Below are 24,260 nucleotides of genomic sequence, written 5' to 3' on the forward strand. Positions count from 1 at the left end.
TACATGTCCAAAATTCTTGAAGCAAAGGCGTTTATTGAGGAAAAGCTTACTGAAAAGCCAACCATCGGCTTAGTTTTAGGCTCAGGTCTAGGTGTTTTGGCAGATGAAATTGAAGAAACTACTGTTATTCCATACAACGAGATTCCCCATTTTACAAAATCAACAGTAGTCGGACATAAAGGGCAGCTTGTTATAGGAAAATTGAAAGGCAAGCAGGTAGTAGCGATGCAAGGACGCTTTCACTACTATGAAGGGCATGAATTGGAAGCTGTTGTGTTCCCGATTCGTGTCATGAAAGCGATTGGTGTAGAAACCATCATTGTTACGAATGCAGCAGGTGGCATCAATGAATCCTACAAACCAGGTGATTTGATGTTAATTTCTGATCATCTCAATCTGACGTATCGCAATCCGTTAATCGGAGGAAATGATGAGTCTTTAGGCGCTCGCTTCCCTGATATGTCTGAAGCTTATTCCAAACGTTTACGTAAGCTTTCTAAAGAGATTGCAGCTACATTGGGCATCCAATTACAAGAAGGCGTGTATGCAGGGCTATTAGGCCCATCCTATGAAACTCCTGCTGAGATTCGCATGTTGCGTATTCTGGGCGGAGATGCTGTTGGGATGTCTACAGTACCAGAGGTAATCGTGGCTCGCCATATGAACATAGAGGTACTCGGTATTTCTTGCATCAGCAATATGGCGGCAGGAATTCTTGATCAACCATTATCCCATGACGAGGTAATGGAGACGACTGAGAAGGTAAAAGCGGAGTTTCTTTCCTTAGTAAAAAGTGTAATTGAAAAGATGTAATCTTTCATAATCTGTCGACGAGTGAAAATAAGGAATGCTTTCAAGCATTCACAAAAACCCCTTTGGATTTGGGACTGACCCCCGTTTGTAGGACAGGGATCAAAACACCTTACATGTTTAAGCAGCCAGTCGTCGGAATTCAACCGGCGACTGGTTGCTTAGTTTTGTTTGAATGCGAATTGAGTTATAGTAAGAGATATATTCTCGAACGGTCTGTTCAACGATTGCCGTCGTTGTACAGGTTAACCCTTCGAGGATGAACGTTTCCGACTTGAGGCAGGCGTGAAACGATTCAATCGGGGCATTATCAGCAGGTGTTCCCTTCCGGGACATACTCATGGTAATGCCTCTTTCCTTTACAGCTAATTGATAAGCCGACGATGTATAGACTGACCCTTGATCACTATGCAACATGCATTGCTCCAGTGGTGGAAGTTGTTGCAACGTATCTAAAACAAAGGTAGTATCTTGCGTGTCTCCAATATTGTAGGCGATGATCTCGCCATTGTATAAGTCCATGATACTGGATAAGTACAACATTTTTCCGCCGTAAGGCAGGTAAGTAATGTCTGTAACGAGCTTCTGTAGCGGATGATTCGCCTGAAAATCCCGTTTTAGAAGATGATCCGCAACCTGTATCGGTTGTCCGATTCTCTTACGCTTTTTTACTTTGACTCGACATTGCAATCCTTCCTCCCTCATAATACGTTGCACTCGCTTATGATTAATTTGCATCACTCGTCGCAAAAGTGCAGTGATTTTACGGTATCCATAACGAAAGCGATGTTCCTGACACAATCTTCGGATATGGGAAACCAAAGGATTCAGAACCTGTACGTCTACTTGTTTTCTCCATCGATAGTACGTAGAGCGAGAAATTCCGAGCCACTGGCATGCTAATTGCGTAGATACTTCTCCCTTTATCTCGTTCATCCATTGAACTACTACTTCTGGTGACACCTCCTTTCCCACTCCCTGTACTTTTTTAAAACATCAAGTTGTTGTTTTAAGAACCTATTTTCTTGTTTCAATTTCTCCAACTCTGATGTAAATTCCGCCCCTTTCCCATACGTGTACTGTTTACCTACAGGTTGCTCAAAACGATGTGTCTCGCCATTTCTGTACCATCGCATCCATGTTTTAAGTTGTGTTTTGTTTTTAATACAAAGCTGATCCATCACTTCTTTCACGGGGATACCAGCCAATCTCATCTCAACAGCCTTCATCTTAATTTCCATAGGGTAACTCACTCTCGTTGCCAAAGAAAAAACACCTCCAGGTTACTTCCATATCTTACGACATGGTTGCATTCTCTTGAAGGTGTTTTGATTTGTCTCACGTTATGGGGTCAGTCCCTTTTCTGCCCAAAGGGGTTTTTTATGCTAGTGGTGATACCCTAAACCAAGTGATAATTGGGAAACGGTTCGTAATACTTTCTGCTGAAAATCATTCATATGAGGAAGCATACGTTCAGATGGACCGATTAGACTGATGGAAGCGATGGCTTGTCCGGTTGCATCAAAAATAGGGGCAGCAATAGCCGTTACACCAACATTGCGCAGATTGGAGCTAACTTCATAGCCGGTTCTCCTAATCGTTGTCAGACGCTGTTTCATTTCCTCAGTAGAAGTAAGGGATTGAGGTGTGTATGCTTTTAGCCCAGATGCAAGAACTTCATCAATAAAAGTCTCAGATTGATAAGCAAGCAAACACCGAGCACTACTTGTCGCATATAAAGGAAACCGCCGATAGGCATCAACGGTAAAGCGAATAGGATATTCAGAGTCGATTTTGTCCACGTAAATAGCATCTTTACCATCCATAATACAAAGACATACCAATTCTTTGGTCTGGCCTGCCAGTTCTACAAGATGGGGTTTTGTATATTCTACGGTATTGTGATCACGTAATACCTTTGAACCTAATTCAAGTAAGGTATAACCAAGTGCATATTGCTTGGTTTTTTGGTTTTGGCGAATAAAGCCCTCGCTCTCAAGTGTGGTTAGTAATTTATGTGCGGCGCTTTTGGACATCGCCAGTTTTTTACTTATTTCTGTTACACCCAATTCTCTAGGAGAATCTAAAAAGAGTTGCATAAGATGACAGCTTTTTTTAACGGAAGATAAGAAGTTGTCCATCCGATTATTCCTTTCCTATGAAAAGTCATACACGATTGACTGATATTCCAAAAAATAGGGGAAAAACCCTGATGTAACGGTATTGTAACACGGACACATAATTTTCACAAATAATTGATTTTTGAAAATATTCATGCTAAAATTCACATATCGTTCCTATATGGATAACATAGTTCACTATAAGAGAACAATAAAAGAGAGTATGGGGTGCTTATGATGAAGAAACAAGCGTGGTCAGTTTTATCGGTTATTGCACTTTCGGCAGTATTGGTGGCAGGCTGTGGAAGCTCAGCACAACCATCGGGAAGCAATGAGGCAAAATCTCAATTCGAAGAAAAGCTCGTTATTGCTGGAAATGGCGCTACCGTAGAAAAATTGATGAAAGACGAGATTTTTAAAAAATTTAATGAAAAACATCCGAATGTAAAGCTCTCCTATGTATCAGGTGTTTCTACGGAAATTGTAGCCAAGATAAAGGCACAGAAAAACTCTCCACAAATAGACGTAGCCATCATAGAGGGCGGTGAGCAAGAAAAAGGCCGTACAGAAGGATTATGGCAACCGATTACAGCAACAGATATCCCCAATGCGGCTAACGTAGCTGATGACTTAAAAGTGTTAGAAAATTCAGGAGTTACGGTTAATTTCACACCTATGGGCATCTCCTATAATACTGACCTCATTAAGGAAAAGGGGTTACCTGTGCCAGAATCCTGGAATGATCTAGCTCGTCCTGAAATGAAAGGAAATTTGATTTTAACGGATATTTCTAGCAACTTCGGGCGTAGTGCGTTAATCATGCTTGCGTATGCCAATGGTGGTTCGGAAAAAGAAATGGAGGAGGGCTTCAAAAAGCTAGAGATAATTGCCGGATATATGCCTACATTTGCAAAGTCTGCTGCACAGCTCCAACAGAATTTGCAAAGTAAGACCTCTGCCTACACAGCGTGGACAATGGCGCGGAGCATTACACAAAAAAAAGCAGGATTACCCCTTGAATTCGTCTTTCCCAAAGAAGGGGCTAATATAGTACCAAACGTAGCGGTTATGGTTAAAGGGGCAAAGCATCCTGAGGTAGCTAAGGAATTTATGAATTTCTTACTAACAGATGAGGTGCAGAGCATGTATGCTTCAAAATTATATTACAATCCTGCTACCAAAGTGGACTTGCCGGGTGATGTAGCTGAACAGCTTGATTTTGATCGGACCAAAGTTGTGAACTTTGATTATGCCGTTTTAGGAAGTAAGACGGGAGAGTGGATTAATCATTTCAACAAGGAAATTGCGCCCAAAGTAGGAAAGTAGGTGTCCACATTGACAAGAGTGCCGGATGTAGAGTTGATAAATATTCAGAAAAGGTTCCAAAATCAGATTATTGTTGATGACTTCCAGCTTCAAATTGAGCAAGGCGAGTTCATCTCCTTGCTAGGACCTTCTGGTTGTGGCAAAACAACAACGTTAAATATGATTGCCGGTTTTTTAGATCCTGACCAGGGTGATTTGCTCATTAAAGGCAAGAGGATGAATGGAATTCCCCCCTATAAGAGAGAATTGGGTATGGTATTTCAAACCTATTCCTTATTCCCGCACATGACGGTAGGGGAGAACATTGGCTATGGGTTAAAATTACGCAAAATATCTAAAGCGGAACAGAAGGAGCGAATCCAAAAGGTCCTAGATCTGGTAAAGCTACCACATGTAGCAGATCGATACCCCAAGCAGCTTTCAGGTGGACAGCGTCAACGTATTGCCATTGCCAGAGCATTAGTTGTAGAGCCGTCATTGTTACTTCTTGACGAGCCATTAAGCAACCTAGATGCGAAATTACGTGAAGAATTACGTGATGAGTTGAAACGGCTACACCAGGAAATTGGAGTTACGACCATTTTTGTTACGCATGATCAGGAAGAAGCTTTATCCCTATCTGATCGAATAGTAGTCATGAATTATGGACGTGTAGAGCAAATCGGTCGACCTCACGAAATTTATCATCATCCAGCAACAGAATTTGTTCATACGTTTATTGGCAAGTCAAATCGAATACCTGGTCGTATTACCGCTATAAACGGTCAGATCATGACGATTAAAACAGATGGAGATTGGGAGATACAAGCTGTTGTGACTAACAAAAATCTACAGATAGATCAGCGAGTGATAGCCTATGTCCGTCCAGAGAAAATCAAACTATTTTCGTTGCATGATCAATCAAGCGATAAATCCTCCATGGATAATAAAGTATACGGACAACTGACGTTTTCCTCATTCCTTGGTGCCTATACGGAATGTAGGGTGCAGATTGGAGGAGCTCAGCTTGATGTACGCGTGCAAGAATCGAGTGTGCTTACAGAAATGAAGCAGGAAGCAACGATCATTTGTCAATGGGAAAAGGAAGATGTTTTTGTAATGGCGGAGAGGAGAGAGTAAAGATGTCAAAACGACTCGGCTATCTGTTATTACTTTTACCGGCCATGATTATTTTATTTGGTGTCTTTCTTATCCCTATGCTTTTCATTCTTCTTTTAAGTTTGGAAGGAGTAGAGGGGCAGTTTAGTTGGTCCAATTATCTCATGTTTTTTCAGGATACCTATTATCTAGAGATACTAGGACGAACAATCTCTCTAAGCTTATACACCGTTGCCTGCACATTACTACTAGCCTATCCTGTAGCGATGTTTATGGCCCGTACACAGGGAAAGCTGCGTGGGCTCGTCACGATGTTAATTTTGTGTCCACATCTTATAAGTGTTGTGATACGAAATTTCGGCTGGGTAGTCATTTTGGGAGATACAGGCTGGCTGAATACCATGCTACTAAAAGTAGGGATTATTGAAACGCCACTCCGCTTGTTATACAACGAATTAGGTATTGTTATAGGCTTAACGGATGCGTTTATTGCTTATATGGTATTGGCAATTGCGACTAGTCTATATACCATTGATGCTTCCCTGTATAAAGCGGCTTCTATCTTAGGAGCAACACGCCTTCAATCTTTTTTTCACATAACCTTACCTCTGAGCATGCCTGGTGTGTTTGCCGGCATTACACTAGTTTTTAGTTTGTCGATGAGTGCCTATGTTACACCAGCCCTAATGGGAGGAACGTCGGTTAAGGTTATTCCTGTACTAGCCTTTGAACAAATCATGTCGACCCTTAACTGGCCCTTAGGAGCAGCTCTCGCTATCTTATTGCTTTCAAGTACGGTTGTGCTGGTCACTTTGTTTAGTCGATTAGTAGAAACAAAACGGTATAAAGAGGTGTTTACATCATGAGACAAGGTAAATTTTCTTGGCTAGGTGTTATCACCGTTGCCATTTTGATTTTTGTAAATGCGCCTTTTTTGATTATTGTTCCAAGCTCATTTACTGCTGCCGGCTACCTATCGTTTCCCCCAGAAGGGTTTTCCTTGGATTGGTATAAGCAAATCCTTGATCGGCCTGAGTTTATAGAAGCCTTCTGGTTTAGCCTCCAGTTAGCAGCTATCACGGCCATCCTTTCGACCTTGATTGGAACAATGGCTGCCATCGCAATCTCTAAATATCAATTTAAGGGTAAAAATTTTATTAGTGGCTTGCTCTTATCACCTTTAACCGTGCCGTCACTGATTATTGGTATCGCGGCGCTGTTGTTCTTTACCCGTCTTGGGCTTGGGGGAACATTCTTGGGCTTGCTACTAGCACACATATTAATTTCAATTCCTTATGTCGTACGACTTGTTTTGACGGGGTTAACTACCTTTGATTACACCTTAGAAAAGGCGGCATATATGCTAGGGGCAAGACCGGTACATGTGTTTTGGAATATTACATTACCGATGTTGCGTCATGCGATCTTGTCAGGATTTATTTTTTCGTTCCTGACTTCCTTTGATAATGTGACAGTATCCTTATTCCTCGTTGCTCCAGATACAACAACGTTACCGCTCGCCATTTTTACCTACATGCAGGAATCACTTGATCCAATGGTGGCTTCTATATCATCGGTTGTTATTCTGATTAGTTTATTTTTTATCTTTTTATTGGAAAAGGTATATGGTTTAGATCGATTATTTGGACTAAACGCACAACAACATTAATGGAGATGTCATCTACCTATGGCCCTATATACTTATTTGCAAGAACAACTGCCTAGCTTTATGCAACACTTAGAGGAGAGTGTCAATATTGATTCTCCTTCTAAACATAAATCACAGAGCGAAAAAATGATTGCTTGGTATATAAAAGTCATGCATAAATTAACGGACGGAAGGGTTCACCGTTATACGAACCCCACCTATGGCGACCAATTGCGCTGGGAGGTAGGGACAGGAAGGAAAAGAATCTTATTAGTCGGTCATTATGATACAGTATGGCCACTACAGGAGAGTATAAAGCGACCATTTCGTTGCCAGGATGGAAAGGCATACGGACCCGGAGTCTATGATATGAAAGCAGGGATTCTTCAAGCTATTTTTGCCATTCAAGCTCTGAATAGATTTAATCGCCTTCCAAAGGATAAAACGATTGTGCTTCTTCTTACAGGAGATGAGGAAATCGGTAGCCCGACTTCTCGATTGATTTTGGAAGAGGAGGCGAAAAAAGCAGAGGTAGCGTTCATATTAGAACCGCCGGTAGCTCCTCATGGGGCATTGAAGACGTGGCGCAAGGGTAGCTCGCAGTACACGATTCAGGTATCGGGGGTTTCGGCTCATGCTGGAGTTGATCACGATAAAGGAATTTCAGCTATTCAAGAAATAACCTATCATATTCAACATTTGCACTCGCTGACCAATTATGCAAATGGAACAACGGTTAATGTGGGGACAATTACAGGCGGGGTAGGGCGAAATGTAGTAGCCGATTATGCTGAAGCAGAGGTAGATGTGCGAGTGCAATCTCAAGAAGAGGCGGAACGAATTCACCAGATCATGATGTCTTTACAGCCAGTTCTTCCTGGAACAAAGCTAGTTGTGAAGGGAGGTATCAACCGTCCGCCGATGGAAAAAACGGAGAAAAGCTATGCACTTTTTGCGTTAGCGAAGTATATTTGTGAACAGGAGTTCTCCTGCTCCTTAACAGAAGAGGGAACAGGTGGTGTTAGCGATGGTAACTTTGTCGCCGCTTGCGGGGTTCCCACGTTAGATGGATTAGGGGCAAGTGGCGATTATGCCCATTCCCCACGTGAGTTCATCTGGATAAAAGATATTCCAAAACGAACGACACTATTAGCTCGTTTGTTAGAAGAATGTTAAAAAGGATAGATAAGACTCTCTTGATCCAAACCTAGGCCAGGATTGCTTTTATGGATAAATGGGTGGGGCAGGTTAGAGAGTCTTTCCTTTACATGTTACGATGCAAGGTCAAAAATGTATGCGTTATGTTACATATGTAAGATAATTCTGTCAGCTGAACATAAAAAAATATAAAATAAATAAATTATAATAATGAAAGACAAAGAATGGGATATTTCAAACAAGAGACAAAATGAAAGCGTTATCATCGCTTTATTACCAAGACTATTTTGATTTAAAACGAAAAGTTTATGAAAATTGACCGGCTCGTTCAGTTTGCAGCATACATTTGTAGGAAATTCATGCTAGTTCTATTCACTTTGTTTATAATATTTTATGTTTGTAGGGGCTGTAATTCGTTGACACCGTAATAAATTCGTAATATTTTTATATGTAACAGACAGTTTGTTTCGTTATTTTGCGAAATTCGTAATGAAATGGAAAAGTACGAAAGTGAATTCGTAGAGTAGATGAGATCAAACAGAAATAAGAGTAAAATGGAGTGGTAAGATTGAGGAAAATCGACCATGTGGATAGGCAAATCTTGCAGATCCTCCAAGAAGATGGCCGAACTCCTTATACAGAGATTGCTCACCAATTAAAAGTGAGTGAAGGCACGATTCGCTCGAGGATATCTCGTCTATTGCATGATGGAGTTTTTCAATTCGTCATTCGCACCGATCCGGAAAAGCTAGGGCTTAATGTGTTGGCGTTTATCGGTCTAACCACGAAATTGGGCAAACAGAAACAAGTAGCTGCGGAGTTATCGGAACTACCTCAGGTTACATTTGTGGGGGCTTTTAGTGGTAAGCACGATTTAATCATACAAGCCTGTTTTTACAGTAATGACGAGCTGATTATCTTTGTTAATGAGCAACTCTCGCGAATCGATGGCATACTCGCTGCCGATGTCTCTTTGGAGCTAAAGCAGTATAAAGAATCTTTTTCGTATGTACGTGAAGAGGATATTACGACATCAGAAGGGGGTTAAACAAGCCGGCTTTAGAACCTTATCTCCCGATGCTAGATTTTTCAGAAAAAACATACAATGAGAGCATTGTACTATGAATCATGCATCTATCAGGTATAGATAGGGCATGGTTTAGTGAACTATTTGCCCTCTGTTTTGATGTATGAACAACCTTCTGAATTGCACTGATTAGAAAGACATTATACAGTCTCTTGGTTTTTATCTAGAATATTCAGAATGAATAACCTATTTGGTTTACTTTACCTAAGTAGTACAATAACGCATAAGATTTAGGGAAAGAAACAATTGGTTCATTTCATGTGAATAGATAACTAAGATTGGATAATAGCTTTCATGCAGACATGGACAGACAGCGTATGCTCGAAAACTGTCGAATATTGTAAAATGCTTGCTTGAAAAATGATGATCGCTTGTACAGTAGCACAATCATATATTCACATATGGTCATCTAAGATGCACCAAGGTGGATTGTGTAGAGATAGTAGAAATCTTTTTAAGGGGGAATGAGGTTTGCTCCGTTACCTTGGTAAACGTATTATTTTTATGTTTGTTTCTTTGTTTTTAATTGTTACCGCGACTTTTTTCCTGATGCATTCAATTCCGGGTGGACCATTCACCGGTGAACGTAATGTACCACCAGAAATTCAAAAAGCGCTGGAAGCAAAGTACAATCTGGACCTACCGATTAGTCAGCAGTACCTGTTGTACTTGAAAGGGATTGCTACTTGGGATTTGGGTCCATCCTTTACTGAGAAATCATCAACGGTTAATGATATGATCAATCGTGGATTTCCTGTATCAGCACATTTAGGTCTACAGGCTTTATTAGTCGCTATTTTTGGCGGAATTTCCTTGGGTGTAATTGCAGCTCTCTATCATAATAAATGGCAGGATTATAGTGCCATGCTGATTGCTGTGCTTGGACTTTCGGTACCTAGCTTTATCCTTGCAAGTTTTTATCAATATTTCTTCTCGATTGAGCTTGGATGGTTCCCAATTGCAAAGTGGGAAACTTGGAAGCATACTGTCTTACCAACATTCGCGTTGGCAGCAAGTCCGCTAGCCTTTATCGCGCGTCTGACTCGTTCTAATATGATTGAAATTATGGGACAAGATTATATTAAAACAGCTAAATCTAAAGGATTAAGTACTTTCGTTATCACAGTAAAACATGCGATCCGAAATGCACTTTTACCTGTTATTACTTACTTAGGACCTTTGTCTGCTAGCATTTTGACTGGGGCTTTCGTAGTTGAAAGAATTTTTGGTATTCCTGGTCTTGGTAGAGAATTTGTTATATCCATTACGAATCGTGATTATACGGTTATCATGGGTACAACCGTCTTCTATGCGATGATACTTGTAGTCATGGTTTTGATTGTGGATATTGCCTATACATTGATTGACCCACGCATTAAGCTTGGCGATGTTGGAAGGGAGTAGTGACAGAATGCAATTAACAGAAAAACACTTTGAGCCTGTCTCTGTAGATGCTAGTCAGGCTGAACAAATTAAGCGTCCAAGTTTATCCTTTTGGCAAGACGCATGGCGTCGTCTTAAACAAAATAAAGTAGCTATGGTTTCTCTTATCTTTTTGGTAGCCCTAATTGTCTGTGCTATCGCTATGCCAATGATTAGTTCTAATGACTACTTCTCTACAGATTTAACTGGTAAAAACAAAAAGCCATCCATGGAACACTTTTTTGGAACGGATGATCTAGGACGTGATATGTTCGTTCGTATTTGGTACGGTGCACGTATCTCCCTTGAAGTAGGTTTTGCCGCTGCCTTTATTGATTTGATCGTTGGAGTACTTTGGGGTGGTATCGCAGGTTTCTATGGTGGTAAAGTGGACGAGGTTATGATGCGCATTGCTGATATCCTGTTTGCTATTCCTTATCTATTAGTAGTTATCTTACTTCTGGTTGTTTTAAAGCCTGGTGTTACGACTATTATTTTAGCCCTTACCATAACAGGCTGGATCGGGATGGCCAGGATTGTAAGGGGACAGATGCTACAGCTTAAGCAGCAGGAATATGTATTAGCTGCGAAATCGCTTGGTGCTGATAGCAAACGCATTATCTTTAAGCATTTGATCCCAAATGCTTTGGGTCCGATCATCGTAACGTTGAGTTTGTCGATTCCAAGTGCAATTTTTGCTGAAGCATTCTTATCCTTCCTTGGTCTAGGGGTTTCTGCACCAGTTGCTTCATGGGGAACCATGGCATCAGAGGGATTACCGGCTATGAAGTATTACCCATGGCGTTTAATGTTCCCAGCTATTTTTATTAGTTTAACCATTTTGGCCTTAAACCTGTTGGGTGACGGTATTCGAGATGCAGTAGACCCACGCTTACGTAAATAGGAGGGATTAGGATGGAACGAATTTTGGAAGTAAAAGATTTGCATGTTTCCTTCCACACCTATGCTGGTGAAGTGAAAGCTGTGCGTGGCGTAAACTTTCATGTAAATAAAGGGGAAGCAGTAGCAATTGTAGGTGAGTCCGGCTGTGGAAAGTCGGTAACAGCTCAATCTTTGATGAAGCTAATTCCGACGCCTCCGGGTGAATATAAGCAGGGCCAGATTCTGTTTAATGGTCAGGATATTATTAAAAAGACAAATAAAGAGATGGAATCTATTCGCGGTAAAGAAATCGGTATGATTTTCCAAGACCCGATGACTTCCCTTAACCCAACCATGACGATCGGTAATCAGATCATGGAGGGCTTAATTAAACATCAAAACATGAGCAAAGCCGCTGCTAAAGAGCGTGCTATTGAACTATTAAGCATTGTAGGTATTCCACAACCAGATCGTCGTGTGAACCAATACCCGCATGAATTTTCCGGTGGTATGCGCCAACGCGGCATGATCGCAATCTCTCTTTCATGTTCGCCAAAGCTGTTAATTGCCGACGAGCCAACAACAGCTCTTGATGTAACCATTCAAGCGCAAATTCTTGATTTGATGAAAGATTTGCAAAAGAAAATGGGAACTTCAATTATCATGATCACGCATGATTTGGGTGTAGTTGCTGAAATGTGCGATCGTGTAGTCGTTATGTATGCTGGTAAGGTTATTGAAGAGGGTACGGTAGACGAAGTATTCTACAATCCTCAGCATCCTTATACAAAAGGCTTGCTGCGCTCTGTACCACGACTCGATTTAAATCGTGATGAGCCGCTTACTCCAATCTTCGGTACTCCGCCGGATTTGTTAAAACCTCCAGTGGGATGTGGCTTTGCTGCACGCTGTGAGTGCACAATGAAGGTATGCATGGAATACGATCCAGAATTGACTACAATTAGCGACAGTCAACGCGCCGCCTGCTGGTTACAGCATCCGTTAGCACAAGCTCGCACAGGTTCGTAAGGGAGGAGGAGCACAGATGTCAAACAAAGCTATGTCAAACGATGATACATTGGTTGAGGTACGCAATTTAAAGAAATACTTTAAGATCGGTGAAAATACATTAAAGGCAGTCAATGACGTATCCTTTACGATTAAACGCGGTGAAACTCTAGGGATCGTAGGCGAGTCTGGCTGTGGGAAGTCTACTGCTGGTCGTACAATGCTTCGCTTATACGATCCAACTGAAGGACAAGTAATTTTTGAGGGTAAAGATTTGGCGAAATTAAGCCCTGCTGAAATGAAAGCAATGCGTCGTAACATCCAGATGATTTTCCAAGATCCATACGCTTCTCTTAACCCGCGTATGACAGTTGGCGATATTATCGGTGAAGCATTAGATATTCATGGGCTGGCTAGTGGTTCAAAACGTAAAGAACGCATCCAAGAATTGTTGTCGTTAGTAAGCTTGAATCCTGAACATATGAACCGTTTTCCACATGAGTTTTCTGGTGGTCAGCGTCAACGTATTGGGATTGCACGCGCTCTAGCTGTTGAACCGAAATTTATCGTGTGTGACGAACCGATTTCAGCATTGGACGTATCCGTTCAAGCTCAGGTTGTTAACCTATTGGAGCAGTTGCAAGAAAAAATGGGCTTAACGTATATGTTTATCGCCCATGACTTGTCCATGGTAAAATACATTTCTGATCGAGTTGGCGTTATGTATTTAGGAAAAATGGTAGAGCTAGCAGATAGTGAAAAGCTGTATGAAAAACCGCTCCATCCGTATACACAAGCTTTATTATCTGCGATTCCGATTCCAGATCCTGAAATCGAGCGTACTCGTGAGCGTATCGTCCTGCAAGGCGATGTACCGAGTCCAATGAATCCACCAAGCGGTTGTCATTTCCGTACGCGTTGCCCGAAAGCAATGCCGGAGTGTGCAGCGAAGGAGCCAGCTTGGAAAGAGATTGAATCAGGTCATTTCGTCGCTTGTCACTTGTTCAACTAAATTCGTTATTCTCTGCGAAAAACGAGTATAAAAGAAAACGGCGCCTTGCAGTACAGCAGGGCGCCGTTGTTCTTTTATCCGGTAAAGCATGGTAATTTCATTTATTTCAAAATATCCGAAAATTGCAGAGAATCTTATTTTGTAAAATGGTGTGGTAATCATTTGTAAAGTTATTATTTTGTGAAATTTTACAGTTTTTTAGTAATTAAGTCCCTCTGTTTATCCGATATAGATAATAAGTTTCATGTTTCTTTTATACATATGAATAATTTGTGGTACTATAGGCTCGATATGTGCCGGGTCTTTTAACATGTAAGGAGGATGATATAATGATCAAGGGAGTTAGGGGGTTAAAGGATAACTGGAGGCCCTCTTTAACAAACATAAGAAAAGTAAGACTTCATATGGGTAACTCCATAGCAACTAAAATGATTATCTGGGGAATCATCCTGGTTCTATTGATCTTTGGAACCTTAGAAACGATCGTATTGTCTTTCTCCAAAAATACGTTAATCAACATTACAACCAAACAATCTAAAATGTTGACAGAGCAATACACAGCCAGTGTTGATGATTGGATAAATTCAATTTCGACAAAAGTAAAAAGCTCTGCTTCAAAGAATGTAATGCGTACCAACATTGATACCCTCATAAAAGATGAATTTAAATTGTTGCGACAGAGTTTTCCGGAAATTAAAAAGATTCATCTAGTGAATGGAAATACAGGAATCGAAGAGTATTCATTAACTACTATGAATTTTACGAATTTTAATGATAAATTCTTTTTTAAAGAGGCAGTTTCTAAAAAACAAATGGTTATTTCGGGTGAAGATATTCAGCCTCATGTAGAAAAAAGCTATGGCTACATCGCAACACCAATTGGTCCATCTAATAGCGATACAAGCCGTATCCTGATCGTTGCCTTTTCTATGCAAAAATTGCTAGACAGCGTAGCAGGAGTTCAGTTCATGGAAAATGGCTATGGCTATGTATTAAACGAGAATGGTCTGGTCGTGGCTCATAAAAATGAGGAATACACGAACAATTTAGAGGTAGGTAGTAATCCGGCTTATAAAGAATTGATGCAAAAAGTAGTCGATCGCTCAAGTTCCAATGTTATTTACAATGATAATGGAATCGAATCATTCGCATCCATTGCTCCATTAAAAACATTGCCATGGAGCTTGGTATTAAGCACAAGCCTGTCGGAAGTCTACGGAGAAGTTAACAGCATGGGCTGGATTATCTTCTTAGTCAGTATTCCGGTCACTGTGCTAGCAGGTGTAGCTATTTGGTGGTATGCAAATTCGATGAAACGGCAATTATTATCTGTAACAACACAAATGCAGCGAGTTGGCGGTGGAGACTTCACGACAAAAATTGAGGTGCGGGGTAAAGACGAAATTGCTCAAGTCGGACAAGCACTTAACCAGATGGTGGGGGAACTAAAGGATTTAATCACCCGTGTACAAAGTCAAGCAGTTGTCCTAAATGTGGCATCTGGTGAGTTGCAGAAACATTCTGAAGCAAATACCGTGTCCTTGCATCAGATTTCAGGTACGTTAACTGGGATATCAGAACGCATATCCATGCAAAATCGAGAGGTACAGAATACTGTGACTACTGTTTCGGAGATCTCCGAGGGGGTGGAGCAGGTTGCGATATCAGCAGAAGCTACCTCTCATGCTACATCGAAAACATTAGAACGGGCACAGGTCGGCATGAAGCAGGTTCAAGATGTAGTAGAGGTTGTTCGTGGTGTTACGAAAGAAATCGGACAAAATGCGAATCGGATGCATTCGTTACGCCAGCGCTCAAATGAAATTGCAGAAATTGTTAAAATGATAACGGGAATCGCATCTCAAACCAATCTGCTTGCTTTAAATGCAGCTATAGAAGCAGCACGGGCGGGAGAAGCAGGTAAAGGATTCTCGGTAGTAGCAAGCGAGGTTCGCAAGTTAGCAGAGGAAAGCAGCAGCTTCTCGGAAAAAATTGCAGCAATCGCGGGATCGATTAACTATGAAGCAAAAGAGATGACGCAAAATATGGATGAGGTAGTAAAACAAGCGGATGCTGGACTTACATCCGTGGAAATGGTAGGCCAATCCTTTACCCATATCTTACAGGAGATTCAGGCGGCTGCTGAACAGAGTGAATCTATGACTGCTATTTCAGAAGAGATGGCAGCCGGTAATCAAGTTGTTAGTAGCTCCATGCAAAACTTGTCACAAAGGTCTGGGGAGATTGATCAATCACTGATTGAAGCAGTTACTACTATCGAAGGGCAGTTAAAAGCGATTGCAGAGATAAATAAAAACGTCCAAAGTATGCAAGAATTATCAAATGATTTAGAAGCCCATGTGGCTAAATTCCAAGTATAAGTATAAGCTTGCCGTTCTCCTTAGCAGGGACGGCAAGCTTTTTTGTCAGTACAGTAAGCAACCTCTCGAATCTCTTTATTTTTTATTTCGATCAAAGTGTGAATATTTTCCTGAGAAAAGGGGAAGCTAGAAATACGAATGGAGGTACGAGATTGAAATGAAAAGATTACTTCATGTTTTTCTCTGTTTGGTTACTTGCATAACCATGCTTACTCCAGGGCTAGCTTCTGCAGAAGAGTCAAAACCTAATATGGCTCCGCATGCAAAATCAGCGATCCTAATGGAGGCAGATTCCGGAACCATTCTGTTTGAAAAAAATGCGCATGAGAAACTACCGCCTGCAAGTATCACTAAGGTAATGACCTTGTTATTGATTTTTGAGGCGATGGAACGAGGAGAAGTAAAGCTAACCGACAAAGTTCGTACCAGTGAACGAGCTGCTTCCATGGGCGGATCTCAGATTTTCTTGCAGCCTGGTGAAGAGATGACAGTGGAGGATATGGTGAAAGGGATTGCTATTGCTTCTGGAAATGATGCTGCAGTTGCTATGGCTGAGCATATCGGAGGAACAGAAGAAGCGTTTATCAAGAAGATGAATGAACGAGCTGCCCAATTAGGTTTAAAAAATACACACTTTATTAACTGCAACGGATTACCCTCCCCAGATCATTACACAACTGCCTCTGACATTGCAATCATGTCGCGTGAGCTGTTAAAACATGAAATAATTACTAAATATACCGGCATCTATCAAGATTATCTACGAAAAGACAGTGCCAGCCCATTCTGGTTAGTTAACACGAATCGACTTGTTCGATTTTATGACGGAGTAGATGGCTTGAAGACGGGTTACACCTCGGAAGCCAAATTTTGTATTACAGCAACAGCAAAACGTAAAAATATGCGCGTAATTGCTGTTGTATTGGGTGAACCCGATACCAAGGTAAGAAATAAAGAAATTACTGGCATGTTTGATTATGCCTTTAATCATTATCAAGTACATCCCATATATAAAAAAGGGGATGTTATTCAACAGCTTTCTTTGGATAAGGGAGAAGAAACGAAGGTAAACGTTGTGACCGAACAGCCTGTTAGTCTTCTTTTGAAAAAGGGAGAAAATCCTAATGCATTTGAAAAAAAGATTACACTTGCTAGTGAGGCAAAAGCTCCGATTAAAAAGTCAAATGTAGTGGGCCATATTTTTATCAAAAAAAATGGTAAAGAAGTAGCCCGAATTGATTTGTATCCAGAGAAAACCGTTGAACGAGCCAATATGTGGGACATACTCAAAAGAACAACCCAGAAGGTAATGTTTACCTATCGCTGAAATTACGAAAAATGTCGAGAATGTCCACTTTTGTAGAGGCTTCTCGACTTTTTTGTTCTTTTGTCGGCTGGGAGGATTTGGTTTATTGAATAGAGAAAAAGAGAGACATCAACGGGAGAAGGAGTTGTTCCAAGTTATGAGCTTGCACATTGAAATGGAGACCTTACGTGAGGTCCTGTTGGTCCGCCTGCAAGGGGAGCTGGATCATCACACAGCGGAAACTTTGAGGAACCGTTTAGACACCGCTATCAAGGATGAGCAGATTCGTCATGTGGTCCTCGACTTGGAGGACTTGGCCTTCATGGATAGCTCAGGAATTGGTGTGATTTTAGGGAGATACAAACAAATTACAGCGCGTTCTGGTGAGGTATTTGTCTGTTCCATTAATCCAACCATTTATCGCATTTTTGAAATGTCAGGTTTGTTTAAGGTATTAAAGTATAAAGAGCATGTATCAGATGCTTTGGACGTACTGGGGGTGGCATAACGATGAGAAATCACATGCAACTACAATTCTCTGCCCTCAGTCAAAACGAAGCATTTGCTCGCGTTGCAGTGGCATCTTTTATCTCGCAGCTCGATGTCACAATGGAAGAATTAGAGGAAATCAAAACTGTCGTATCAGAAGCAGTGACAAATGCGATTATCCATGCCTATGAGGAAAACCCACTTGGAGTGGTTCATATTGAAGCTTCTTTAGAGGATGGAGTAGTTGAGCTTGTCATTGAGGATTATGGAAAAGGAATTGTTGATGTGGAAGAGGCGATGCAACCATTGTTTACTTCTAAGCCAGAGCTGGAACGCTCAGGAATGGGTTTTACGATTATGGAAAATTTCATGGATTCATTAGAAGTTGTTACGGCCATTGATCAGGGTACAAGGATTCGCTTAGTTAAACGTCTCGCTTATGCAAAAGCTTTACAAAGCTAGGGGTAATGCCATGGGAGCCGATATTAAAAACGCTAGTCAGCCGTTTCTTACTAACGAACAAGTAAAAGAGCTCATTGCTAAAAGCCAAACGGGAGATACGTCTGCACGTGACCAACTGGTAAGTAGTAATATTCGTTTAGTATGGTCTGTTGTCCAACGTTTTATGAACCGTGGCTATGAAGCAGATGATTTGTTTCAAATTGGATGTATTGGATTATTAAAGGCAGTCGACAAATTCGATTTAAACTATGATGTCAAATTCTCAACGTATGCTGTTCCAATGATCATCGGAGAAATTCAACGCTTTCTGCGGGATGATGGTACGGTCAAAGTAAGCCGTTCGTTGAAGGAAACGGCAAACAAAGTGCGAAGAACGCGGGACGAATTGTATAAGAAATTCGGGCGTTCCCCTACCATCAGCGAAGTTGCAGAGACGTTGGGTCTGTCTAATGAGGATGTCGTATTCGCTCAGGAGGCTAGTCGAGCGCCCTCATCGATTCATGAAACGGTTTTTGAAAATGATGGTGACCCGATCACCTTGATTGATCAAATAGCCGATGAAAGCTTAAGCAAATGGTTTGATCAGATTGCCTTGCGTGATGCAATAAGTAAGTTGACAGAACGGGAACAATTGATCGTTCTTCTTCGTTACTATAAAGATCAAACTCAATCTGAGGTAGCTGAGAGATTAGGAATCTCACAGGTACAGGTGTCGCGATTGGAAAAGAGGATACTTCAAACGATAAGAGACCAAATCGAGCAATAGCTCGAATGGTCTCTTTCTTTTTGCAGATACTACATAAAAACACCGCACTGCTTGCATTAGGCAGGAAGGAGGCAGTGAATATGGAGCAGATTTTATTTTTACGCTTACGTAAGCGACTGGTGATAAGACAGAAAGATGTTATTCTGCTCGGTGATATCTGTCAGCTTTATTTAGATGGGGAGCGCGAGGAGAAATTACGTCGTATTCCGCTCTATCAAGTAAAAAAAGAGGATGGGAATTTGATTATCATCGACATTATGCAGGTAATCCGTAAACTGCGTCAGATGTATCCAGAGATCCACCTTAAGGTACAGGGTTCGACTCAAATTATCGTTGAGGTAGAGAATCCCGCCAAACGTGCTAATTTTTTTCTTGTATCATTTGTTTGGCTTCTTCTGTTTATAGGATCTGGTTTAGCCCTAATGAACTTTCACGCTGATGTCAGCATGTTAGAGGTACAGCGACGTCTATATCAGCTAATCACGGGACAATATGAAAAACGTCCTCTACTACTCCAAATCCCTTACTCATTAGGAATCGGTCTTGGGATGGTTTTGTTTTTTAATCATATTTTTCGTAAACGATTCAACGAAGAGCCCAGTCCACTTGACGTTGAATTATTTTTATATCAACAGAACCTGGATCAATATTATTTAGAAAATGAGAACGAGGAAAATCAACGAGATAAGACATGATGCTGCTATATTTGTTTGTCATCGTAATGGGACTAGGCTGGGGTCTTGCTGTAGGAAGTGGTCTGGTCGCTTTTTTAAGCGTTCTAGATATCATTCCACGCCTTACACAGCTCTCTTCTTCTCATTCTTTTACTCGCAGCTATGAATGGGCCATCGTCTTAGGTGCGCTTTGGTTTACATGGTGTGATTACTTGGCGATTTCTGTGCAGCTCCCAGCAGTGTTAACCGCGGTGGTAGGAAGCTTCGCTGGTATATTCGTAGGAATGCTAGCGGCTGGTCTTACAGAGGTATTAAATGTGTTTCCTATTCTAACCAAGCGATTAGGGCTCCATGATTATATGAGAAATTTTTTGATGGCGATGGTATTAGGGAAGATAGTAGGTTCTTTGCTGCAATGGACTTTCTCCTTATAAAAGCCCATGAGAGGCTAGGAAGGAACCAGAAATAAGCCTGGTAAATCGAACCATTCATAGAATAGCACTGACATAGCAAAAATAAGCAGGAGGAATTAGACATTACAATGGCACTTCATAATGGAAATAAAGGGGACAAGTTAGATGGCAACAAAGCAAAAACAAAAACAGGGCTTTAAACTACAAATGAATAAGCAGGTCTATCAGGAGCAAGCTCAAAAATATGAACCCAAACGAAATATTTTGCTAAACTGCTTTCGTGCTTTCTGGGTAGGTGGAGCAATTTGTTTGCTAGGGCAAATCATTCAGAATCTCTATATCGCTTTCATGCATCTGGACGCAGAAAAGGCTGCCGGACCAACCTCCATTACTCTTATTTTTATCTCTGTTTTATTAACCGGATTTGGTATTTATGACAATATCGGTCAATATGCCGGGGCTGGTTCAGCAGTTCCCATTACAGGTTTTGCTAATTCTATGTCATCTGCTGCCATTGAACATCGCAGTGAAGGCTATGTGCTTGGTGTAGCTGGCAACATGTTTAAACTGGCAGGTGCTGTTATCGTTTATGGAGTTACAGCAGCTTTTATTTTTGGAATGCTGCGAGTGATATTAAATATGTTCTACTAAAACGAGGTGAAAACAGTGAGTACGGCAACGAAAGGTAAAAATAGAGTTAGTCAGCAAACGTGGAGATTCAACGAGGATGTTCGGATTCAGGGAAGTGCGGTGGTTGTAGGGCCTAAGGAAGCAGAAGGACCATTAAAAGATTTATTTGATAAAAGTTATGACGATATGTACGCAGGTCAGGATTCCTGGGAAAAAGCCGAAAAAAAGCTAATGGAGGACGCCATTACTTTTGCAATTAAGAAAGCTAATTTGAAAAAAAATCAAATCGATCAGATTATCGCAGGTGATCTGCTTAATCAAAATATCACCGTTAGCTTTACGGCTGAAAAAATGCAATTTCCTACACTTGGCATGTACGGGGCATGTTCCTCCTCGATGCTGACACTCTCAACCGCTACCGCCCTAGTCAATGCAAGATATTCTAACTATATAGTAGCCGCGTGCAGCAGCCATAACGCAACAGCCGAACGGCAATTCCGTTATCCGACTGAATATGGTGGACAAAAGCCGCCTCATTCACAAGTTACAGTTACCGGAGCAGGCGCAGCAGTTGTAGGGATAGGGGGAAAGGGACCTCGGATCACCTATTCTACAGTCGGAAAAGTAATAGATATGGGAATTACAGACCCTTTTGCAATGGGAGCCGCGATGGCGCCTGCCGCTGTTTCTACGATCGCCACTCATTTTATTGATACGGGACGTAGCCCATCTGATTATGATCTCATTGTCACAGGAGATTTGGGGAGCATAGGCTATGCCATTTGCAAAGATATGCTAGCGAAAGAAGGCTATAACGTTGAAGGTGTGTACAATGACTGCGGTCTTATGATTTATCCACCTGACGAGGAAGTGTTTGCAGGGGCGAGTGGATGCGCCTCAAGTGCCAGCGTAACCTACAGCTATATTATGAAGCAGCTTCAATCTGGCGAATTGAAAAAGGTGCTTGTGTGCGCAACCGGTGCATTACTTAGTCCCACCAGTACACAACAGGGAAATTCAATCCCGTGTATCGCTCACGCAGTAGCATTTGAAGGAGGTGAGTAATCGTGGAATACCTTATTGCCTTTATCATAGGAGGTATAATCTGTGTGGTTGGGCAGATCATGTTAGATGTAGCTAAAATAACACCTGCCCATGTCATGGTTACATTAGTAGTCTCAGGTGTGGTGCTTGATTTTATTGGAATCTACGATGGTTTTATTAAATTTGCAGGTGCAGGTGCTACTGTGCCAATTATCAGCTTCGGACATTCACTGTACCACGGTGCCTTACAGGAGTTAAATCAAACCGGTGCCATGGGAGTAGCGAGCGGGATGTTTGAGGTACCAGCGGCTGGTATTACTGCGGCCATTGCTTTTAGTTTTCTTGCTTCTCTGGTGTTCAAACCAAAAGGATAGGAATTTTTGGCGGAGGAGGCGGTTCGATGAATCAGGCTCGACGCCGCGTTATCATCATCACAGACGGTGACCACATTGCTCAGAGGGTAATAGAAGAAGTAGCCCGACAAATCGGAGGAAGATGCATTTCATTATCCGCGGGAAATCCAACACCACTGTCAGGAGAGCAGATGGTAACCCTTATTAAGCAGACACCCTATGATCCGGTGCTAGTAATGTTTGATGACAATGGGAATTACGGTTTTGGACGTGGAGAAAGGGCTATTTGTTTTGTGGCGAAGCATCCAGACATTGAAGTGTTAGGGGCAGTAGCAGTTGCCTCCAATACGAAATGGGTAACAGGTACTAAAGTGAAATATTCGGTTACGAAACAAGGAATAGTGGTGGAGGATGCTGTCGACAAAGATGGGGTCGTCCACAAGGAACTTCAGCATCGAATTTACGGCGATACGGTTGATATTCTAAATGCATGTGATATTACCCACATAATTGGGATTGGCGACATCGGAAAAATGGACGGCAGGGACCACATTAATAAAGGCTGTCCGATTACTAAAAAAGCAATAGAGTGGATTATGGAAAGGAGTGGATATCGTGTCGGAGGATAAACAGGACAAGCAACCTATAGTCCCTAGCCTTGAAGAAAATAGGGCGTTTCTTGATGACAAGCTAGGGGTAGGCACAACGTTTGATATTGGCGTCCATGATATAAAAGTAGGTCGTACTCGAGTTAGTCTGTATTATATTAATGGTTTTGCGGATAGCACAATCGTAACGTTAATTTTACAAGACCTCAATAATGTAAAAGAACGGGAAACGAGCGAGGATGGCTGGAAAATATTTTATCAGAAATATGTCCCTTTCTTTCAAATATCCAAGATAAAAACGTGTAATGAATTCATGGATAAAGTTTTGGTTGGTCAAATCGGGATGCTGATTGATGGTGAGGATACAGCTCTGATGATCGATGCAAAAATTTATTTGACTCGTACACCAGAAGAGCCAGATACTGAACGCGTTGTACGAGGAGCTCATGATGGTTTTACAGAAGGTCTAGTTTCCAATACCTCGCTTACTCGGCGCCGTATTCGTGATGAGCGTTTGCGTTTTGAAATTATGCAGGTCGGGGAACGCTCGAAAACAGATGTTGCGATCGCTTATCTGGCAGATGTAGCTAATCCGCAGTTAGTGGAAAAATTAAAATCAAAGATTCAGGAGATCCAAATCGATGGAATTCCCATGTCAGAGAAAACCGTTGAAGAGTTTATTATTGGAAAATCGTTTAATCCATTCCCTATGGTACGTTATACAGAACGTCCGGACGTAGCTGCCATTCATTTGCTTGAGGGACATGTCCTAATTTATGTAGATACATCACCGAGTGTCATCATCACTCCTGCTACCTACTTTCATCATGTACAGCATGCGGAGGAATACAGGCAAACACCAGTTGTTGGAGCATATCTACGCTGGGTACGTTTTCTAGGGATTATTGCCTCTTTACTGTTACCGCCCTTATGGCTGTTATTAGTGATGCATACGGAGTATATCCCTCCTCATCTGGAATTTCTCGGTGTGAAGAATCAAGGTTCCATTCCCATCATGATACAGTTTTTATTAGCTGAGCTTGGACTGGATTTAATGAGGATGGCAGCGGTCCATACTCCTGCACCGCTTTCTATTGCAATGGGACTGATTGCAGCTATTTTAATTGGTGAGATTGCCATTAAGGTAGGCCTGTTCTCGCCAGAAGTAATCCTGTATCTAGCTGTTGCGGCAATTGGAACCTATGCGACTCCAAGCTATGAACTCAGCATGGCCAACCGGCTGGTCCGGTTACTATTACTGGTAACTACTGGACTTTTTGGATTGCAAGGCTATATGTTTAGCTGTGCCTTTGTCTTACTTGTCCTTGCGATGACCAGATCGATTGATACCCCTTATTTGTGGCCATTAATTCCGTTTAATTATGAAGGATTTAAGGAAATTGTACTACGCAAGGCTGTGCCGTATCAGGAGAAACGGCCGAAGATTGTTCGTTCCCAAAATCCAGACAGACAATAACAGAGTAGACATAGTTATATATATCTTGGATTTGGTTACTTGCTGTGGTATATTAATGCTTAAAAATTAGATATACGAATAAAAAA

General features: G+C 41.5%; 25 protein-coding genes. 23 read left to right on the top strand and 2 right to left on the bottom strand.

Annotated elements, in window-relative coordinates; all coding sequences use genetic code 11:
• The first annotated feature begins 3 nt into the window (after window positions 1-3).
• Entirely contained in the window at window positions 4-813 is an 810-nt protein-coding gene (locus GOP56_RS01805) for a purine-nucleoside phosphorylase (RefSeq protein WP_003337815.1), read from the top strand.
• Between the two features lie 117 nt (window positions 814-930).
• Here GOP56_RS01805 and GOP56_RS01810 read toward each other — a convergent pair.
• Both GOP56_RS01810 and GOP56_RS01815 read right to left on the bottom strand, forming a co-directional pair.
• A protein-coding gene (locus GOP56_RS01810) for an IS3 family transposase (RefSeq protein WP_163244340.1) occupies window positions 931-2,075 on the bottom strand; the annotation gives its coding sequence in 2 pieces (ribosomal slippage) (window positions 931-1,802 and window positions 1,802-2,075; 1,146 coding nt in all).
• Window positions 2,076-2,195: 120 nt separating this feature from the next.
• Complete coding sequence (locus tag GOP56_RS01815; protein WP_163244341.1) at window positions 2,196-2,951, bottom strand: IclR family transcriptional regulator; 756 nt, start codon at window positions 2,949-2,951, stop codon at window positions 2,196-2,198.
• Between the two features lie 216 nt (window positions 2,952-3,167).
• On the opposite strand from GOP56_RS01815, the gene GOP56_RS01820 reads away from it, so the two are divergent.
• The 22 genes from GOP56_RS01820 (at window position 3,168) to GOP56_RS01925 (ending at window position 24,174) form a co-directional block, all read left to right on the top strand.
• The gene (locus GOP56_RS01820) at window positions 3,168-4,256 is read left to right on the top strand and encodes an ABC transporter substrate-binding protein (protein WP_163246781.1); all 1,089 of its coding nucleotides are present in this window, start codon (window positions 3,168-3,170) and stop codon (window positions 4,254-4,256) included.
• Between the two features lie 9 nt (window positions 4,257-4,265).
• On the top strand, window positions 4,266-5,375 hold the full coding sequence (locus tag GOP56_RS01825) for an ABC transporter ATP-binding protein (protein ID WP_163246782.1): 1,110 nt from the start codon (window positions 4,266-4,268) through the stop codon (window positions 5,373-5,375).
• A gap of 2 nt (window positions 5,376-5,377) precedes the next feature.
• Complete coding sequence (locus GOP56_RS01830) at window positions 5,378-6,220, top strand: ABC transporter permease (RefSeq protein ID WP_163244342.1); 843 nt, start codon at window positions 5,378-5,380, stop codon at window positions 6,218-6,220.
• Window positions 6,217-7,023 carry an ABC transporter permease gene (locus GOP56_RS01835; protein WP_163244343.1) on the top strand — a complete coding sequence of 269 codons (807 nt, stop codon included), beginning with the start codon at window positions 6,217-6,219 and terminating at the stop codon, window positions 7,021-7,023. Before GOP56_RS01830 ends, GOP56_RS01835 begins: the two co-directional genes overlap by 4 nt.
• Window positions 7,024-7,041: 18 nt before the next feature.
• Complete coding sequence (locus GOP56_RS01840; protein WP_163244344.1) at window positions 7,042-8,178, top strand: M20 family metallopeptidase; 1,137 nt, start codon at window positions 7,042-7,044, stop codon at window positions 8,176-8,178.
• 550 nt (window positions 8,179-8,728) lie between these two features.
• Window positions 8,729-9,208, top strand: a complete 480-nt coding sequence (locus GOP56_RS01845) for an Lrp/AsnC family transcriptional regulator (protein WP_163244345.1) — start codon at window positions 8,729-8,731, stop codon at window positions 9,206-9,208.
• 510 nt (window positions 9,209-9,718) lie between these two features.
• Window positions 9,719-10,651 carry an ABC transporter permease gene (locus GOP56_RS01850; RefSeq protein WP_003337807.1) on the top strand — a complete coding sequence of 311 codons (933 nt, stop codon included), beginning with the start codon at window positions 9,719-9,721 and terminating at the stop codon, window positions 10,649-10,651.
• Window positions 10,652-10,658: 7 nt separating this feature from the next.
• Complete coding sequence (locus GOP56_RS01855; RefSeq protein WP_003337806.1) at window positions 10,659-11,573, top strand: ABC transporter permease; 915 nt, start codon at window positions 10,659-10,661, stop codon at window positions 11,571-11,573.
• 11 nt (window positions 11,574-11,584) lie between these two features.
• Window positions 11,585-12,580 (top strand): ABC transporter ATP-binding protein, encoded by a 996-nt coding sequence (locus GOP56_RS01860; protein ID WP_003337805.1) that lies wholly within the window; start codon window positions 11,585-11,587, stop codon window positions 12,578-12,580.
• A gap of 31 nt (window positions 12,581-12,611) precedes the next feature.
• On the top strand, window positions 12,612-13,571 hold the full coding sequence (locus tag GOP56_RS01865; protein ID WP_031308890.1) for an ABC transporter ATP-binding protein: 960 nt from the start codon (window positions 12,612-12,614) through the stop codon (window positions 13,569-13,571).
• Window positions 13,572-13,900: 329 nt separating this feature from the next.
• A complete protein-coding gene (locus tag GOP56_RS01870) occupies window positions 13,901-15,952 on the top strand; it encodes a methyl-accepting chemotaxis protein (RefSeq protein WP_163244346.1) in 2,052 nt (683 codons plus the stop codon).
• Window positions 15,953-16,109: 157 nt separating this feature from the next.
• A complete protein-coding gene (locus GOP56_RS01875; RefSeq protein ID WP_163244347.1) occupies window positions 16,110-17,279 on the top strand; it encodes a D-alanyl-D-alanine carboxypeptidase family protein in 1,170 nt (389 codons plus the stop codon).
• Window positions 17,280-17,415: 136 nt separating this feature from the next.
• Window positions 17,416-17,766, top strand: a complete 351-nt coding sequence (gene spoIIAA / locus GOP56_RS01880; RefSeq protein WP_163246783.1) for an anti-sigma F factor antagonist — start codon at window positions 17,416-17,418, stop codon at window positions 17,764-17,766.
• 2 nt (window positions 17,767-17,768) lie between these two features.
• Window positions 17,769-18,209 carry an anti-sigma F factor gene (gene spoIIAB, locus GOP56_RS01885; protein WP_035319027.1) on the top strand — a complete coding sequence of 147 codons (441 nt, stop codon included), beginning with the start codon at window positions 17,769-17,771 and terminating at the stop codon, window positions 18,207-18,209.
• A 10-nt stretch (window positions 18,210-18,219) separates the two neighbouring features.
• Entirely contained in the window at window positions 18,220-18,975 is a 756-nt protein-coding gene (gene sigF / locus GOP56_RS01890) for an RNA polymerase sporulation sigma factor SigF (protein WP_003337799.1), read from the top strand.
• An 80-nt stretch (window positions 18,976-19,055) separates the two neighbouring features.
• Window positions 19,056-19,670 (top strand): stage V sporulation protein AA, encoded by a 615-nt coding sequence (locus GOP56_RS01895; RefSeq protein WP_003337798.1) that lies wholly within the window; start codon window positions 19,056-19,058, stop codon window positions 19,668-19,670.
• Entirely contained in the window at window positions 19,667-20,083 is a 417-nt protein-coding gene (locus tag GOP56_RS01900; protein ID WP_003337796.1) for a stage V sporulation protein AB, read from the top strand. The genes GOP56_RS01895 and GOP56_RS01900 overlap by 4 nt, the downstream gene beginning before the upstream one ends.
• 144 nt (window positions 20,084-20,227) lie before the next feature.
• Window positions 20,228-20,713, top strand: coding sequence for a stage V sporulation protein AC (spoVAC, locus tag GOP56_RS01905; RefSeq protein ID WP_003337795.1), 486 nt, complete (start codon window positions 20,228-20,230; stop codon window positions 20,711-20,713).
• Window positions 20,714-20,728: 15 nt separating this feature from the next.
• Window positions 20,729-21,757, top strand: coding sequence for a stage V sporulation protein AD (gene spoVAD / locus GOP56_RS01910; protein WP_003344692.1), 1,029 nt, complete (start codon window positions 20,729-20,731; stop codon window positions 21,755-21,757).
• A 2-nt stretch (window positions 21,758-21,759) separates the two neighbouring features.
• Window positions 21,760-22,110 (top strand): stage V sporulation protein AE, encoded by a 351-nt coding sequence (spoVAE, locus tag GOP56_RS01915; RefSeq protein WP_003344690.1) that lies wholly within the window; start codon window positions 21,760-21,762, stop codon window positions 22,108-22,110.
• 26 nt (window positions 22,111-22,136) lie between these two features.
• Entirely contained in the window at window positions 22,137-22,718 is a 582-nt protein-coding gene (locus GOP56_RS01920; protein WP_096887393.1) for a stage V sporulation protein SpoVABEA, read from the top strand.
• On the top strand, window positions 22,705-24,174 hold the full coding sequence (locus GOP56_RS01925) for a spore germination protein (protein ID WP_163244348.1): 1,470 nt from the start codon (window positions 22,705-22,707) through the stop codon (window positions 24,172-24,174). The genes GOP56_RS01920 and GOP56_RS01925 overlap by 14 nt, the downstream gene beginning before the upstream one ends.
• The last annotated feature ends 86 nt before the right edge of the window (window positions 24,175-24,260 follow it).

Source organism: Brevibacillus sp. 7WMA2 (genome assembly GCF_010748895.1).
Lineage (GTDB): Bacteria > Bacillota > Bacilli > Brevibacillales > Brevibacillaceae > Brevibacillus_B > Brevibacillus_B halotolerans.